The organism is Paenibacillus sp. p3-SID867 (genome assembly GCF_025142895.1).
Taxonomy (GTDB): domain Bacteria; phylum Bacillota; class Bacilli; order Paenibacillales; family Paenibacillaceae; genus Paenibacillus_AQ.
In genome coordinates this window covers 1-15,479 of record NZ_JAMBDM010000013.1, presented here as the reverse complement: position 1 = coordinate 15,479, position 15,479 = coordinate 1, and the positions used below count along the sequence as shown (strand labels likewise).

The window sequence follows — 15,479 nt, the reverse complement described above, 5'->3', positions numbered from 1 at the left end:
TTCATAGAAATCAATAATCGATGAGGGAAGGTGTAATATGCGGAAAAATGATATCCGTGCTTGGATTCAAAAAGAACTGAATGAGCATCCAGACATCACAAGCATTCAGCTTGCGGAGAAATATCGTATTCCAATCCACATTGTCCAAATGACTAAAGATAAATTACTAAAGGGTGTTGATCGGACACCACTTCAAGAGCGTGAGTAATACCATATTCCGCTTCCTGTACGAAAATTGAGAAATATGTTGTATTTTCTGACATTAGCTGGGCACTAGCGCATGTATTCCTGAATCTCTAAATAAATCGGAGGCTCCGCATGAGGAAATACACTTAGCCGCCCCACTCAACAAAAGAAGACGGAGTGCCCAGCATGAGGTAACGATTTCGCCTATGCAGCCGCACCACGCTCCTTGTTAATTTCTCCTAACAACAATAAAGGCTTCACTCCTCAAGCAGCTGCTTAAGTCGTGAAGCCTATAGGCAATCCAATCTTAATGATGTGCTTCAGGCATTTGGGTAAACAGCAGGTTTACTGGCAAATTGCTTCCTGGCGCAGCCGTCAGCATGATTTCAACCTTTTGTTCGTAATCGCCTGTACGATAGAGGACCGCTTGCTCGCCTGGAGCTACCTGTCCAAGAGAATAGATCGGTACAATCGTTCCATTCACCATGGCATATCCCGAGTACTTACCGCCCCGCGGGTTAAACGAGATCAGAGTATCCGGCGCTACGCGATCCAATGTTATTTTATACAGGACACCAAAGTTACCCGTGTTGTGCGTAATGTCCCCAACCATAGGGTCCATACCTTCCAGGTTAGGGTCATCCTGATTGTCTCCAAGTACAAGACGCTCGGAATTAGCACCTACCAGTTCGGAATAACGGATGACTCGTGTTGAATCCGGATAGGTTCCACGGTTATGAACCCCATCGCGATTCAGGATGGGCAGCGTGCTTAAAACCTTCAATGGATCGGATTTCTCATCAATCATCACGACATCGAACTGAATCGGCAGGTCACTGTACATATCCGAGTATAGGGAAATGACATGTCCTTGCTTCATTCTCACATCGCTCAGTTCCGTCATAACCAGTTTCTGTTCGCCTGGTGCAAGCGTCACTGAAGCCCGCTTCGAATCGTCCTGCATGGATTGGAAATAGTTCAGCACAGACTTCTTGCCTGCTGCCGTTGCGATCGGCGATGGACCAGCAAATCCCAAGTAATCTTGTCTAAGCGTTACCGGGGTGCTGTTCTTGTTCGTTGCAATAACGTACATTTTCACATTTTTATTCAAATTATTCACATGGTGAATCATAAAGCGCATATCGCCAACCGCCGTCTCTTGGTACACAATACCTTCGCTGTTGACGGTTTCCGGACTATTACTGCGAATCAACGTGCTTGGCTCGTCGTAAAAATCGTAATTAATCTTCGGACGCGAAGTCACATTGCCGAGGAACGTGAATTTTTCCCCTTCCGGGATAAAGAGCATATTGAAATCCTCTTCTTGATATAAGGTCTCGTTCGTCACGTTAATCGTCGTCTCGTAGGTGGAGCTAAGTCCCTTCTTGTCCGTGGCCGTTAACTTGATCGTATAAACGCCCGGTGTGAAGAAAGCATACTGTTTATTCTCCCATTTGTACGTCAGATCCTCAGGCTTGTCCTGGTCATCTGTAGTTTGATTCGTATAGGTAATCAACTCACCCATTTTATACTCGGACTTATCGGTCTCGAACATGGCAACAGGCGGAAGATTCGGCTGAATGACCGTAATCGTTTGGCTATAAGGCTCGCTCCACGCTCCTGTAGAATCCTGAACCGAGTAAGTGACTATGTATTGGCCTGGTGCATCGAAAATATCCTGTTTGCCTTCCCAGCGTTCATTGATGATTTCACCTTGTACATTCTCCAGCTGTGGTGTATAGGTCACCGTAGTTTGTCCTGCATAAATCTCCTTAGGCCCCACCGTAAACTTGGCTACTGGCTTGGTTTCCAGATTCATGATGACACGTTTGCCTACATTATCCACTTTATATTGAATATCGAGCGCTTGGGTTATAGCTGTCAACGGAACCATGAAGGTGCTTTTCGTCTGGTAGGAGGTTCCTTTCATCTCTTTGGTTACGCCATTCACGGTATACTTGCTGCTGTCTGTTTTGAAGCGAAGCTCATTGGTTCCTTTGGTAATAACGGTTTCTTTGGTCTTCTTATCGTAAGTGACCTTGAAGCCTACACGGTCCACAAGGGCACGAATGGGAACATAGGATACTCCCTTTTTGACTTGCATCGGCTGCGGTGCATTGTAGGTAATGCCGTCTTGTACCATTTTTGTACTATTAAAATATAGAATAAGTTCTTTACCCGTCACGGTTTGCTGGTTATTCTGGTTGCCCTGCTCTCCCGTTGTTGTTGCCGGATCTTGCACTTCGCCGGTTTCCTCTACAGGTACTTCGGTTGTTCCTGTTTCATTCGGTTCTTGAGACCCTTCTGTCTCTGTCGTAGTAGTTGTTTCCGTTGTTTCTGTTGTTTCTGTTGCTTCTTGAGCAGCGTCTGTACCCCCGGATGTTACCGCTTTGGTTGCCGCAGCGTTTTGCTCGTAAACTTCTTGGGTGACTGACTGTTGTGATTTGTCTGCGGTATTTGCATCCGCGCTCGCCGGATAAGCTGCCGCTAATTGGGCAACAGCCAATACGGTTAGCAATGATCGTTTCTTCAGTTTCATTCCATAACTCCTTCTAATCCTTTTTTGATATTTATTTAGGTCATACTATTAGACGCAAATTTTGGTAAAAAAGTTTCTCTGATCTGTTAATAATATTTACGATAAAATAGATTATTGTAAAACCAATGAAAAATCCCGCAACAGCACGATGACTATAGCGGGATTATGATGTTGCATATTATTTCAGGATAGGTGCTCCTGCAAATTCGTAGCCGCAATTATCTTTTTCCCGCTCCGATCATATTTCCATAGATGAACGCCTGTATCGCCTGTCGGGATATGAATATCCGTATGGTAAGGAAGATTCAAGAAACTTCGGAATAACATCGTGATCATCCCGCCGTGGGAGACAATACAAACCCTTTTCAAATCAGGCTCGCTATGAATTGTAGTAAACAGCTTGGATATGAATTGTTCGGCTCTTGCTCTGAACTGCACTTCAGATTCTCCGCCTTCGATCGCATCGTGCCGTTTTCTTCCTCCATCAGGCAGGGGATATTTAAGTAAAGCCTCTTCTCTTAGCATACCGGCGATGACCCCATTATTTTGCTCCATTAAATCATCATCATAGGTAACAGGGACATTTGTTGTTTCAGCTATGGCTGCAGCGGTCTGCTTGGCCCGGCTTAACGTACTGGAGAAAATAGCATCCAATGTATATTCACGATGAATCCACTCTGCCAGGAGCCGTGCCTGCTGCTGGCCAAGATCCGTCAGTGCAAAGTCAGCCCGTCCTTCACACCGATTCATAATATCCGCTTCCGATTGTCCATGTCTGACGACCAGAATTTCAACCATGTCACATCCCCCTGTTCTCCTTTAGTCTCTATAACTTATTACCAATCGCGATCCATCGCCCGTCCACATCCTCAAACACGAACTCATGATTATTATAATCCGTTGTCGATAAAGCCCTGACAATCTTCACGCCCAAATCGATATGTTCTTGCTGGATTTCCCGTTGTCCGTAAGTAATAAAATAAGCATCGTACCCATATCCGTAACGGATTCGATTCGGAACAACCTCAATCTCCGTCTTCGTTAATACAATCTCAACAGAGTCCTTGTAGAGGCATACATGCGGTTCTGCTGCATCAAAATAGTTCACGGCACGGAACCCGATTCGCTCATAAAACTCGCTGGTTTTCTCGAAGTTAGAGGTCGGGAAAATCTGCAAACAATGCGAAAACCCTTTATTCATCGTTCTTTCTCCTGTACAAGCTTATTTATGATCCTTCTCTTTACCAACAGGATCTTGACTTGTTTCCCCATCCAATAAATGAATACTTTATGATCTTTGGTAACCGAATAAGTAAACACTTCTTCATCCAGTCGATTGCGTTTATCCACATTGCCCATTTTTACTACCTCCTGAGGATAGTAAATCTATTGCTTATTCTTAATTTCCCGTATATCTTTGATCATCATATCGAGTCTCTCAATGATTCTCTCGTCATTATCCAATTTCTTTTTGAGTCTAACCTCAATCACAATGAGTTCAATAATAAGCAACACGATAAGAACACCGATCATCATAGCCCGCTCCTTTCTGAACCTGATACCTTCACCATGTTATACATGAAGCTCAAGTCATCCGATCTTCCTTCATCCTCTCGGTAATCGAGCCGTTCCAAACAGATGAAGGATAGCAAGGTAGAATGGGTACAACGCCAAAACAGCGATGGCCATGAGTCCTGTTACAGGATTCGGTTTGTCTGCCGGATGGGTGATCGGAAACCATGAAGCCACAATATAGGTCAATATAATGAAATAGGGGCTCCACAAAATTAGCGAAAAGAAAGACGCTTTACGGCCACCCAACCAATACCTGATCAGCTTCGGAAATCCGAAACCCGATAGAAGCAGGCCAACAAAGAAGAAAACCAAGATCACAAGATTCACGTGATCCAGCCCCCACCCTGTCACTCGACTGAGTCGGTAAACGTTGGCCATGAGCTCAATCCCGACAAAAGGGAACCAGGCATACAAAAAACTCGATATATTTAATCGAATGACGAAGCTCATGTTTCACTCTCCTGAAACTTATATAGCTGAAGCCGATGATTAGCAGAACGATTTATTAAACCAGCTCTTTAATCAGATACAGGTTCAGATCGTCATCCGCACATACCATGTCACCGGGCACCACAGATTCGTTGTTGTACATAATTCCGTTGCCGTCCGGAATATAGCCGCGCCGGACATATATTCTTTGAGCCGCACCGTAGTCCCTGTACAATCCAACCCCGATACCGATGCGTGGCATTTTTTTGCGGACGATGTTCTCGAATTCTTCCATGATGCTGTTAGCTATGCCGTTTCTCCGGTACTCCGGGAACACATTCAGATCATTGATTTCCGGAATGCTCTGCTCTTGAAAATAGGGATAACTCGATTCGTATTTCAAGTGGGAAACACCGGCCAGCTCCTCATGAACAAAAGCCAACAAGGTGACACGCTTGCCGATTTGGTTCTCATATTCGCATAAATCGTAATACTCATCCGGGCGCATTATATTTTGCTGCTGAAACGCTTCCTTCCAGATGCTTTTAAGCTCCGTGTTATCTAACACCTTTAATGTAACGTTCATTGGTTTACCTCGCTGTTATGTATTTTGTTGGTAGGATTCAGCCATGAGACAAGATGTTATGTTGGATTTCTTTCAACATTTTAGCGTGCGACTTGCTTCAATATCCGCTGGACAAAGTCGGATTTGCCTTCCGTATAAGCTTTCCGATCATTTCGAAAAGTTATGGCTAGTTCTTTCTTTAATGAGGCGTATTCTTTGACAAGCTCCGGGTTATTGATGAGAGCATCCCGAAAAGTAATATGCCTGTATAGTTCTTGGCTGTCCCGATGGCAGACATATAAATGCTGGGTCATTCTCAAACTAAGCTCCTCGCTGTAGGGAACATACTCATCTTTCCTATCAAAAGCTTCCCTGCCCTCCACCCCTAAATCCCCCTGATGGTTATAGCCCAGGTTTTCTAATTTCGCAATGACCGTCGGAAGCGATTTCATGGATTCGATCACAACATCGATATCCAATATTGGCTTTGCGGCAAGTCCAGGTACGGAGGTGCTTCCCACATGCTCGATACTCAGCGCATCAGCACCAAGGGTAAGTGCCAATATGGCTTGAATTTCCTGAAACATTTTCGGCCATTCGGGATTATATTCCTCGATGATGACGGGTTTAGGTGTCATTTATGCGGCTCCTCCAGCAGATTATATCATGTAAAAATCCATGATTATGTTTCATCTAAAATCTCGTATGCCTGCCTCAAACGCCTCAGCGTCTTGATGAATAACTCCATGCAGCGCCTCTTGCAAGGCAAACGTGCTTCTATAAAAATGAACGCGCTCCGCGATGGGGTCTCCATTCGGATACATGGCGATACACTTTTCGAAAAACACTTGACCATACCCCGCTAGGATTCCCGCTAAATCATATGCCGGATCTCCAATCCCTGAACCTCCAAAATCAATGATACCCGTCATTCGACCTTTCTCCGGACTCCAAAGTATGTTGGCCGTACCAAAATCACCGTGAATGCAGGTTGGACAAATGTCACGATTCGCAGGGTTGTTCAGAAATCTTGTGAAGTTGCTTGAGATTTCCTCTTGTGCATCGGGCCTGATGAAACGAAACAACTGATCTTGAATTTGTGTGTACAATCCGGACATCTCTTCGTGGACATTTACAACATTTCTATCGTCAGCGATCCATTCATTGATCTCCACTGTATGAAGCTGAACGAGAAATTCGACCATCTGTTCTGCTACCCTATCCTCGATGTCCGAATTCCTGTGTGAAAGCAGCTCTTCTGACCATAACGGCTGACCCTCGATTAACGGATAGCCCATGAACATTTTACCCACCTGCAAATCGTCAAATGAAACATACATCGGATTCGGTATAAGCAGCGTTACCTTGCTCTTGATCTTATTCAGAAATTGAGTTTCTCTGATCATCGCTTGGAGACTTTCTGCATACTTAGGAAATCTGAAGACCAGCGTCTGATTCACAATCAACACATCGTTGTTCTGACCTATGTTGTTCATCTCAACGTCTTGAATATCCAGGTGCGGATAAACTTCTTGGATGCGCTGGGTATATGACGGTATCGGGTTCATTGCATAAACTCCTTCTACTTGCGAATGTCGTTAACCTCTATTTTAATGCTTTTCCTTAACCTGGTAAATCAAGACGGAGCAATATTGGCGATTTCGTTGGAAAATACATGCATAAAAAAACCTAAAAATTACATTATATTCTACATAAATAATCTGTCGTGATTAGGGTTCAATACGATCCGTCCGATGATGTCGCTAAGGTTGACTATCAAGGGATGTTTTTGAATGTATCCAATATCAAAGGTTCGTTCCAAATTTCTTACAGTAATTCTCCTTAATTGAAAGGGCCAGGACACGTGTCCTGGCCGCTCTTTCCTGATGATAACAATGCTATATAACGGTTTCACGAAAAGGATATCCGATCTCGCCTATTCTTTCATTCGTTCTGCCCGAATAATTCTACGGATCGATTGCTCCGTTAAATAATATCGTTCTGACAATGTACGGATGGAGTCGCCATGCAAATAACTTTTGAGAATGCTCCGATTCCGAACATCCAGATCCTTCTTGACCCCGGTTTGTTCACCCCAGGACTTCCGGTTCTCCGACTTTCTCGGAATATAAATATAACTTCCATCAATATATTGTTGAATGGTTTTGACTACATGTTCAGGTAAAATATCAAGTGCTTTCTCGTATTTCATTCTCTCTGCTCCTATCTACATAGAATCGTGTAAATAGTGAGCAAAGCCGGCACATGAAATATTGCAGTTCTAATTCATGTTGAATAAGGCTCCGAACAAATTATCTGCCCGATATTTCCGTGCGGCTTTGCCCGGAGCCTGATTTAACGACTTGAACGGTTGTGCTTCTAACGTGAGCCATCATGATTTTCACCTCGCCAGATTGGATATTTCAAAGTTTACTCGGTTCTACTTGTTATTCTAACAAATTCAATTTCCTTTGCACCAGTTTCGAACAACATAATGACGGATAAACGATCTACACTTCCGTTAGAGTCAGTTAAAAAAGTCGCTTTGGTTTTAATATCAAACACCGTAACATGGAGTTCAAACTGATTCGCATTTTGATGTGTGAGGGGAAACAGCATCGAATTAAATCCTGCACGAAGCCCTCCATCAACAAGTTCCACGACCATTTCTCCATACCCTGCATGAACGTACGTCCCCGCTAAATCCAACAAAGATGCGGATAATGGAACAATGGGTTGTTTCTCGCCTGGAGCTGCCTCATTGTTTGTGGTGGGCTCGCTCGCAACGGTGGCTTCCTTCTTTTGTCCCAACGCTAGCCCACTCCAGTCCTTGACCTCACCGCCTAGCAATGAATCGAAGATATAATTGGATATAAAGACAGGAAGCGGAGTACCATTGAGATTCGACAAGACCACGACGCCAATCTTCTCCGCAGGAATAAAGGCAACATGTGCGGTGAATCCGTCAATATTGCCTCCGTGACTCACCATCCGTAAGCCACGATAAGGTTCGATCAGCCAACCCAGACCGTAGCTTCCCATATGTGTATTATTTTCATTGACCTCGGTCATCTCACAAACCATATGAGGCGTGTGCAGCGTATCCAGCATTTCGTTAGATACGAGACGCTGACCGTCGTGCATTCCATGATTTATTTGAAACCGCACCCAATTCGCCATATCTTTGATATTGGAATTGATGGACCCAGCCGGGCCAATGGTATCTATATTACGAAACGGAATGACACGAGCCTGATCTTCAATTTGTATATAGGGCATTGCATAATCATGATGGAGCTGTGTCTTATCCACAGAGAATTGACTGGATGTCATGTTCAGTGGCCTGAATATCCGCTTCTGAACAACCTCTTCCCAAGATGAGCGACTCACATGCCCGACAACATAACCCGCTACCATATACATGATATTTTGATACTGCCACTTCGTCCTGAAATCTACATTCGGCTCTAAGTATCGCAAGCGTTCAATGATTTCTTCTCTGGTCAGTGAAGCGTTGTACCACATGAGATCATGCCTCGGCAAACCCGAACGATGGCATAACATATCCCTCAGCGTAATCCGCTCCGTTGCAAAAGGATCAAACATTTTGAAATCAGGAAGGTACTCTTTCACAGGTGTATCCAATTTCAAGATCTTTTCATCCGCAAGGATTCCGGCTGCCAGTGCAGTAAAAGCTTTGGTGGAGGAACCGATCGCAAACAGTGTCTCACTCGTCACAGGCAAGCTTTTATCGATATTTCGATACCCGTAACCCTCCATCATGACGATCTCCTGATTTTTGACCACCGCTACGGACAACCCAGGAACCTTCCAAGCCTTCATTTGCTCCTCGATATAGGCATGGATGCCCGTCAACGATTCCATTGTCATTAAAACCTCTCCCATATGATCCCCTTTCCTTCACATCTACAATTTTATGAGGCCAAACATATGAATCGACAACCTATACATTTATACCTCATTCGACACTCTAACGCAGGATTCCTTGCATACACGCACTCACTGTTCTCAAGTGAACAGGTCCTTGCTCCTCTTTTTAACCATCAATCCGGATAGGACTCACTCCGCATGGTATACTTTTCCCAATAACCAGTTAATGAGGAGCCTGTTTCCGTGGGGCCGATTGGTTGAATATAGACAAATGAAAAAGGACCTGATTCAGGTCCTTTTGTCATGTGCTCGCAGCTTCCCTCAATTTCTCATTCAACAATTGAAAAGCTTGCTGAATGCTTTCTCTCGGCGTCTTGCTGTACCGTTCCCCGATGTGGACTTCCGTATAACATTGGCTTTCCCCTGCTTCGTTTAGATAACTGATCAATCCGACGCCCGTCGCGCGGTAAACCTCAATAAGAATCGGTTCAAGCTGTTCTTTGTCCCATTCAAAATATACATGAAACATATTCGATACGGGCACGGCAGGCTTCGTATTCACGCCCTTGCACTGATTAAACAGCGCTGCGAGCTCTTTAGCTTCCTCGTAATACCGGCCCATGTTACCTATTCTTTCCGCGTAATAATAACTTGAACTGATGATATACGGGTAAAGACTGACCAGATCCCCGCCATGACGCCGTTTCCATACTTTGGACTTCTCCACAAAGTCGGTGCCGCCAGCCAGAATGGCGCCGGCAATCCCGCCTATACCTTTATAGAAGGACACATATACACTGTCAAATAGAGCACAGATTTCGGCCGCCGTTTTTTGATAATACGGAGTGATCTCGAACAGTCTTGCCCCGTCCAGATGCAGCTTTATGCCTTGAGAACGACAATACGCCGATATGGCCTCCAGCTCTTCGTATTCGGGCAGCTGCCCTCCGATTTCACGCTGCGGCAGCTCCAGCAGCAAACATGCAATGTCGCGATTCAGATTCTGCACGTCTTCAAGCGCAATCAAACGCTCTTTATCGGCAAGAAGAATCGGTTCGATATGATGCAGCTCCTTAAGCCCGTCCTCTTCGTGAATCTCCAGATGGCAGAGGGGATGATAAGCCACTTGTTTCAGCCCTGCATCATCGCACCAGATCCGCAAAGCAATCTGCTGCGCCATGGTTCCGCTCGGAAAAAAGACAGCCGATTCCTTGCCCAGAACGTCTGCCATGCGTGCCTGAAACTCCTCAATGATGGCGCCTTTGCCGTATGTATCCCCCATCTGCGACCCATCCACATCCCGAAATGCCTCCAGCAGCACCTCGAGATTCCTGCGGCTATGTCCAATCAATGGATAGGCTGTTTCGCTGTAAGCTTCGCTAATCGATTTACGTTGTTCTCCCATGTCGCATATCGCTCCTTCTCTTTAACCGATAATAAGGACTCATCATCAGACGTAAAAATTTAATTTCCTCGCTTATCAAGCATACTAGATAAATGAATAAGTGGAAAATCATATTCGCTTTCGTAATACCTTCGGAAAAACTTGACAAAAACAAACCAAAGGATTACATTGTATATGAGCATATGTTCATATTATAAATAACACAAATGGTTCCATGATTATTGATTCATTCCACAGATGGATTCGAAGGGAGTTTTCGATTATGCATCATCATAACCACCATCATGGGCATGACCACAGCCACCATGATCATGCCCGCTCAGGAAACAAAAAAGGTCTTGCCATTGCCCTCATCATCACACTTGGCATCATGATTCTAGAGTTTATAGGTGGATTGCTGACCAACAGTCTGGCTCTGTTATCCGATTCCGGGCATATGTTAAGTGATGCCAGCGCTTTGCTGCTCAGTCTGGTCGCATTATGGTTTGCCACAAAGCCTTCATCGCCGAATAAAACCTATGGCTTTTACCGTTTTGAAATATTGGCAGCACTACTAAATGGCGTCGCCTTGTTTATCATCGCCGGCTTTATCGTATGGGAAGCGATTCAGCGCTTTGACGACCCGCCAACCGTCGCCAGCGGAAGCATGATGCTCATTGCAGCCATCGGCCTGTTGGCTAACCTTCTCAGTGCCTGGTTCTTGATGCGAACAGGAGATGTAAAGAACAATGTGAATCTCCGCAGCGCTTACCTCCACGTTATTGGCGATGCGCTCGGCTCGGTAGGAGCCATCATCGCCGGGATCGTGATGATGGCCTTCGGATGGTACATTGCGGACCCTATCATATCCATCCTTGTGTCGATCTTGATTCTGAAGAGCGCCTGGAGAATCATACAGAATACCGTTCATATTCTGATGGAGGGAGCACCGGCAGCGATAAACCCTGAAGAGGTAAAGAAATCCCTGCTGTCTATACCTGGGGTCACCGGCATCCATGATCTTCATATATGGACGATTACGTCCAATTTCGATTCCTTAAGCTGCCATCTCATCGCCCAGGATGAAGCGAACAGTTATGAGATTCTGCAACAAGCGATCGATCTTCTGGACAGCCGATTCCACATCGAGCATTCAACGATCCAAATTGAGAACTCCACTATCACGCATCGTGATAATAAAGTCTAATCTCTTCTCTGCGGTAGTCCTTTAGTTCATGAAAAGGGGAAAAAAAGCTGCCGAGGTTTACACTTTTTACAAGCTCGGTTGACCTCCATAATGGGAGTATCAAGACATTCTACTGGCGTTACAGCAAACTTCGAATGTCTGATAGGGAGGTTAGCATGAGCAACGATTTTTATACACTGGAAAAACTGAACGAATACCAGCAAAGAAAATGGGACGAACTTGATCGTCAAGGAAGATTCATAATTCATGACGAGATCGCATGTGAATCGCAGCATACCTCAAGGAATACTCGAATTCTCGATAAACTTTATGGCTTCTTTCGGAAGCGGAGATCCCGAAGAAGCCGCACAAAATCCTTATAAGAAATAAAGAGCAAGCGCGGTTATTCGCGCTTGCTCTTTTTATGAGAAGAAATCATACTCGCCAAATCTGCTTGAAATCCAGCCATCCCAGATTATTGATGACAACCCCTTTATAAGAAGGATCCAAGCTTGCGTAAAATCTCGTATGAACCAAGAATGATACATGTGCTTCCTCCCGAAGCCTCTCTTCAATATGGGACAACAAACTTAAACGCTCCTCATACCACTCGCTGGCAAGCGCATCATCCACGCAATCTTTCACCCAATGATGCAGCGATGGATCCATGAACTCTTGAACTACGCTTCCCTTCTGCTCGTAATTCTCGATTAAACATACTTCTTCACCTGGAAGAACAAGGCCATGCAAGACACAATCCATGGTGTTCATCACATCCGATTGGTGTATGGTATCCATCCTCTCCTCCCGGATAGTCAATGGAATCCCGATGGAAGCGCACTGCTTCTGAACCCATTCCGCATCTTTGATATGATTGGCGAGCGTAGCCATGGTAATGGGAGAGCCGTCATAACCCGACTGTTTCAGCAATGACTTTGCGAGCTCGGGATCATGTCGGTCTTTACGGTAAGGCGCTTGCTCATCCATAATGAATCCTTTGGCCGGGTATAGCCGGTTGCCGCCAAGTTCGCGTATCATCTCGGCACGGTTCAGAATCAGGCTGAATGCCCGGCGAAATTCGATGGACTGATAGGGCCCCGGCTTCTTCATATTCCACGTAATCAAAGTCGTACAGCCTTCAGAAGATTCTATGATATCCACAGCATGCTTCTCACCTTTATGCTCGATACGCTCCGGTTCTTGCAGCAGCCGCTCCCAGCTGACCTCGCAATGCTCCGCATCCTCGGGCATCATGATAATGTGGATGTTGTCCAAATGCGGCCGTCCCTGATAATAATGGGGATTCGCACGTATGGTCAGCCGTTCATCGGTCCATTCTTCCACCTGAAAGGGTCCCGTTCCGACAGGAAGCTTCCAGAACTGTTCTTCATCAAGACTCACCAAATGTTTGGGCACGATGGACATGCAAATGGAGCTAACAAACCGGATAAAAATTCGATTCGGCTTGTTAAGAATAAAACGAACCTCCCGAGGCGACACCACCTCTACTCGCTGCAGTTCACGCACGATCCAAGCATTTCGTTTATCCCGTCCCAGGCGTTCCACCGTGAATTTCACGTCCTCCGCGGATAACTCTCTACCGTCATGGAACCGGATTCCTTTACGCAGATGAAAAGTCCAGATCGTTCCATCCTCATTGCTGTTCCAATAATGCGCGATAACGGGAAGATATTGATCGTTGGCATTATCGTATATCACCAGCCGGTCAAATATCTGCTGGATCATATGCGCTTGAAAACTGTAGTAGCATTCGGCGGGATCCAACGTTTCAATCAAGCGGTAAACGGGAAGCCGCAATGAATCCCTTGCTTCTGCTTCCCCTTCTCTCATCTCCTTGCTAAAGCCAAAATGCCCGTTCATCCATTCCACGTAGGAATCGTTAGTGTGAATACCTTGACCATAAGTACGCAGCAGTTCGAAGGCCTGCCGATATTCCCCTTTTAACGCGAGTTGCTGCGCTGCTTCCTGAAGCAGATCAGCTTGATCAGCTAGAAACGTAAGCTTGGAACGGTTTCCTCGCCCGCGTCCTGCCTTCCATATAATCCAACTCTTCTCCTCGAGCTTGCGTATAACGAGCTTGGCATTCCGCGTTGTGCAATATAACGTTTCGGCGATCTGCTCAAGCGTCACTTCCGTAGCCGTGTTGGCTGGAGCGTTAACAGCAAGCTTTTGGTGCAGCATGAAAAATTGTTCGTACAGCATTGCAATCCGCTCCCCCCTGGTAACATCTATACGCTTTATTCTACTTGGAGATCGTTTCGAGCGCGAGTCCCTTTTCGGTAGAAAACCATTATATTCGAAAAAGAACAAAGGCATTCCATATGTCGGCCTATACAAGTTGTTGGTCATGAGTTTACACCCCATGATGCGGAAGCAAGGCTTCCTCATGTCATCATTCACAGGATTGAATGATAACCTCAACCGCCTTCTGCAGAGTCAATGTAAGCTCCTTGCCCTCGGTCATTTTTTTCAGTCGAACCATGCCCGCCGCCGCTTCATCTTCGCCGATTAGGATGGCATATGGAATACACTCAGCTGAAGCAGAAGCTAATGTTTTCTTCAATTTGCGGCGGTTGTCCGCCAATCGCGTATGAATCCCGCGATTCCGGAGTGCCGCTGCAGCCGTTAATCCTTCGGCGATGGTTTCTCCTATCGGGATAATCATAACGAGCGGCTTGTTTGCTTCAATCCGACGGTTTCGGATCATCTCCATGATGGATTCCATGCCGAACGAAAGACCCACCGTAGGATAAACAATGTCCTCACGTCCAACGAGCTGCCCGATAATCGCGTCATACCTGCCGCCTCCGCCCAAGCTTGAACGAAAGCCCTGAGATGCGTCAAAGATTTCGTAAACGGTTCCTGTGTAGAAGGACAATCCTCGGGAAAGAAACGGATCGAATACGCAGATGTCTTGCAACCCGACGCGCTGCAGTATATTTTGCAGGATCTGGACTTCTCGTGCTCCGCGCTCGTTGTCCGGGTTGTATGTGCTTGTTATTTGCGTTAATGTCGGCTCCTTGAGATCAACAAAATCAAGAATTTGACGACAAATCTCCGATGCGAGCACCTTACCCGCAAGCTCTTGTCGAACCCCCTCCTTACCAATCTTGTCGAGCTTATCCAGCGTCAGCATGACGGATGGCTTCATCTCTTCCGGTACGCCCATAGCTCCAAGAATATCACCAAGAAAGCTTCGGTTGTTCCACCGGAGCACGATCGGGATTTCAAGTCTCCGAAACACTTCGGCTGCAAGCTGCATTAGCTCAACTTCCGCTTCCGGTCCCGAGATTCCCACCACATCAACGTCGCACTGCAGAAACTCCCGCAATCTGCCCCGTTTGACGGGACCATCGCGGAATACCTTCCCCATCTCATAACGTTTGAAAGGCTGGCCGATCGCGGGATTCAGCGCGATTACCTTGGCGAATGGAATCGTCAAGTCGTACCGGAGGCCCAGACGTCGCGTACCCTGATCTGTCAGCTGGTACATTTCCTTCAGAATTTCTTCCCCTCCTGCGTATTTGGAAGACAACAGCTCCGATTCATTCAGAATGGTTGTCTCCATTTCAGCATAGTCATAACATTCAAACACTTCACGCAGCGTCGATTGCACCTTTCTTCGGATCGCCTGTTCTTGGCCAAAATAATCATACGTTCCTTTTACGTTCTGCATCGTTAATCATCCTTTCTTCTAAATGAA

At 45.8% G+C, this 15,479-nt stretch carries 15 protein-coding genes; 2 read left to right on the top strand and 13 right to left on the bottom strand.

Features of this window, described 5'->3' with window-relative positions:
* The first annotated feature begins 37 nt into the window (after positions 1 to 37).
* Positions 38 to 208, top strand: coding sequence for a hypothetical protein (locus tag M4D81_RS23955; protein ID WP_162487518.1), 171 nt, complete (start codon positions 38 to 40; stop codon positions 206 to 208).
* Between the two features lie 285 nt (positions 209 to 493).
* Here M4D81_RS23955 and M4D81_RS23950 read toward each other — a convergent pair whose 3' ends face one another.
* The 11 genes from M4D81_RS23950 to M4D81_RS23900 form a co-directional block, all read right to left on the bottom strand.
* Complete coding sequence (locus M4D81_RS23950; protein ID WP_260068271.1) at positions 494 to 2,725, bottom strand: stalk domain-containing protein; 2,232 nt, start codon at positions 2,723 to 2,725, stop codon at positions 494 to 496.
* A 183-nt stretch (positions 2,726 to 2,908) separates the two neighbouring features.
* On the bottom strand, positions 2,909 to 3,523 hold the full coding sequence (locus M4D81_RS23945; protein WP_260068270.1) for a histidine phosphatase family protein: 615 nt from the start codon (positions 3,521 to 3,523) through the stop codon (positions 2,909 to 2,911).
* 28 nt (positions 3,524 to 3,551) lie between these two features.
* Complete coding sequence (locus tag M4D81_RS23940) at positions 3,552 to 3,926, bottom strand: VOC family protein (RefSeq protein ID WP_260068269.1); 375 nt, start codon at positions 3,924 to 3,926, stop codon at positions 3,552 to 3,554.
* Positions 3,923 to 4,084, bottom strand: a complete 162-nt coding sequence (locus tag M4D81_RS23935; protein WP_162487516.1) for a hypothetical protein — start codon at positions 4,082 to 4,084, stop codon at positions 3,923 to 3,925. The genes M4D81_RS23940 and M4D81_RS23935 overlap by 4 nt, the downstream gene beginning before the upstream one ends.
* Positions 4,085 to 4,330: 246 nt before the next feature.
* Positions 4,331 to 4,750, bottom strand: a complete 420-nt coding sequence (locus M4D81_RS23930) for a hypothetical protein (protein ID WP_260068268.1) — start codon at positions 4,748 to 4,750, stop codon at positions 4,331 to 4,333.
* A gap of 55 nt (positions 4,751 to 4,805) precedes the next feature.
* Positions 4,806 to 5,315 (bottom strand): GNAT family N-acetyltransferase, encoded by a 510-nt coding sequence (locus M4D81_RS23925; RefSeq protein WP_071218505.1) that lies wholly within the window; start codon positions 5,313 to 5,315, stop codon positions 4,806 to 4,808.
* A gap of 80 nt (positions 5,316 to 5,395) precedes the next feature.
* Positions 5,396 to 5,932, bottom strand: coding sequence for a GrpB family protein (locus tag M4D81_RS23920; protein ID WP_260068267.1), 537 nt, complete (start codon positions 5,930 to 5,932; stop codon positions 5,396 to 5,398).
* A gap of 51 nt (positions 5,933 to 5,983) precedes the next feature.
* Positions 5,984 to 6,862, bottom strand: coding sequence for a phosphotransferase family protein (locus tag M4D81_RS23915; RefSeq protein WP_260068266.1), 879 nt, complete (start codon positions 6,860 to 6,862; stop codon positions 5,984 to 5,986).
* 368 nt (positions 6,863 to 7,230) lie between these two features.
* Entirely contained in the window at positions 7,231 to 7,506 is a 276-nt protein-coding gene (locus tag M4D81_RS23910; RefSeq protein WP_260068265.1) for a CD3324 family protein, read from the bottom strand.
* Between the two features lie 218 nt (positions 7,507 to 7,724).
* Positions 7,725 to 9,185: a serine hydrolase gene (locus M4D81_RS23905; RefSeq protein WP_260068264.1), complete on the bottom strand. Its 1,461-nt coding sequence runs from the start codon at positions 9,183 to 9,185 to the stop codon at positions 7,725 to 7,727.
* Positions 9,186 to 9,486: 301 nt separating this feature from the next.
* Positions 9,487 to 10,590 carry a threonine aldolase family protein gene (locus M4D81_RS23900; RefSeq protein ID WP_260068263.1) on the bottom strand — a complete coding sequence of 368 codons (1,104 nt, stop codon included), beginning with the start codon at positions 10,588 to 10,590 and terminating at the stop codon, positions 9,487 to 9,489.
* 262 nt (positions 10,591 to 10,852) lie between these two features.
* Between M4D81_RS23900 and M4D81_RS23895 the strand changes: the two genes are divergently transcribed.
* Positions 10,853 to 11,776, top strand: a complete 924-nt coding sequence (locus tag M4D81_RS23895) for a cation diffusion facilitator family transporter (protein WP_260068262.1) — start codon at positions 10,853 to 10,855, stop codon at positions 11,774 to 11,776.
* Between the two features lie 414 nt (positions 11,777 to 12,190).
* Here M4D81_RS23895 and M4D81_RS23890 read toward each other — a convergent pair whose 3' ends face one another.
* Both M4D81_RS23890 and M4D81_RS23885 read right to left on the bottom strand, forming a co-directional pair.
* Positions 12,191 to 13,978, bottom strand: coding sequence for an SgrR family transcriptional regulator (locus tag M4D81_RS23890; RefSeq protein ID WP_260068261.1), 1,788 nt, complete (start codon positions 13,976 to 13,978; stop codon positions 12,191 to 12,193).
* 190 nt (positions 13,979 to 14,168) lie between these two features.
* Positions 14,169 to 15,452 (bottom strand): histidine--tRNA ligase, encoded by a 1,284-nt coding sequence (locus M4D81_RS23885; protein ID WP_260068260.1) that lies wholly within the window; start codon positions 15,450 to 15,452, stop codon positions 14,169 to 14,171.
* Positions 15,453 to 15,479 lie beyond the last annotated feature (27 nt).

Coding starts and splice junctions, on each gene's coding strand:
- M4D81_RS23890 (WP_260068261.1), bottom strand. CDS start 13,978: ATGCTGTACGAACAATTTTTCATGCTGCACCAAAAGCTTGCTGTTAAC.
- M4D81_RS23910 (WP_260068265.1), bottom strand. CDS start 7,506: ATGAAATACGAGAAAGCACTTGATATTTTACCTGAACATGTAGTCAAA.
- M4D81_RS23955 (WP_162487518.1), top strand. CDS start 38: ATGCGGAAAAATGATATCCGTGCTTGGATTCAAAAAGAACTGAATGAG.
- M4D81_RS23935 (WP_162487516.1), bottom strand. CDS start 4,084: ATGGGCAATGTGGATAAACGCAATCGACTGGATGAAGAAGTGTTTACT.
- M4D81_RS23915 (WP_260068266.1), bottom strand. CDS start 6,862: ATGAACCCGATACCGTCATATACCCAGCGCATCCAAGAAGTTTATCCG.
- M4D81_RS23945 (WP_260068270.1), bottom strand. CDS start 3,523: ATGGTTGAAATTCTGGTCGTCAGACATGGACAATCGGAAGCGGATATT.
- M4D81_RS23930 (WP_260068268.1), bottom strand. CDS start 4,750: ATGAGCTTCGTCATTCGATTAAATATATCGAGTTTTTTGTATGCCTGG.
- M4D81_RS23920 (WP_260068267.1), bottom strand. CDS start 5,932: ATGACACCTAAACCCGTCATCATCGAGGAATATAATCCCGAATGGCCG.
- M4D81_RS23895 (WP_260068262.1), top strand. CDS start 10,853: ATGCATCATCATAACCACCATCATGGGCATGACCACAGCCACCATGAT.
- M4D81_RS23885 (WP_260068260.1), bottom strand. CDS start 15,452: ATGCAGAACGTAAAAGGAACGTATGATTATTTTGGCCAAGAACAGGCG.
- M4D81_RS23900 (WP_260068263.1), bottom strand. CDS start 10,590: ATGGGAGAACAACGTAAATCGATTAGCGAAGCTTACAGCGAAACAGCC.
- M4D81_RS23950 (WP_260068271.1), bottom strand. CDS start 2,725: ATGAAACTGAAGAAACGATCATTGCTAACCGTATTGGCTGTTGCCCAA.
- M4D81_RS23925 (WP_071218505.1), bottom strand. CDS start 5,315: ATGAACGTTACATTAAAGGTGTTAGATAACACGGAGCTTAAAAGCATC.
- M4D81_RS23905 (WP_260068264.1), bottom strand. CDS start 9,185: ATGACAATGGAATCGTTGACGGGCATCCATGCCTATATCGAGGAGCAA.
- M4D81_RS23940 (WP_260068269.1), bottom strand. CDS start 3,926: ATGAATAAAGGGTTTTCGCATTGTTTGCAGATTTTCCCGACCTCTAAC.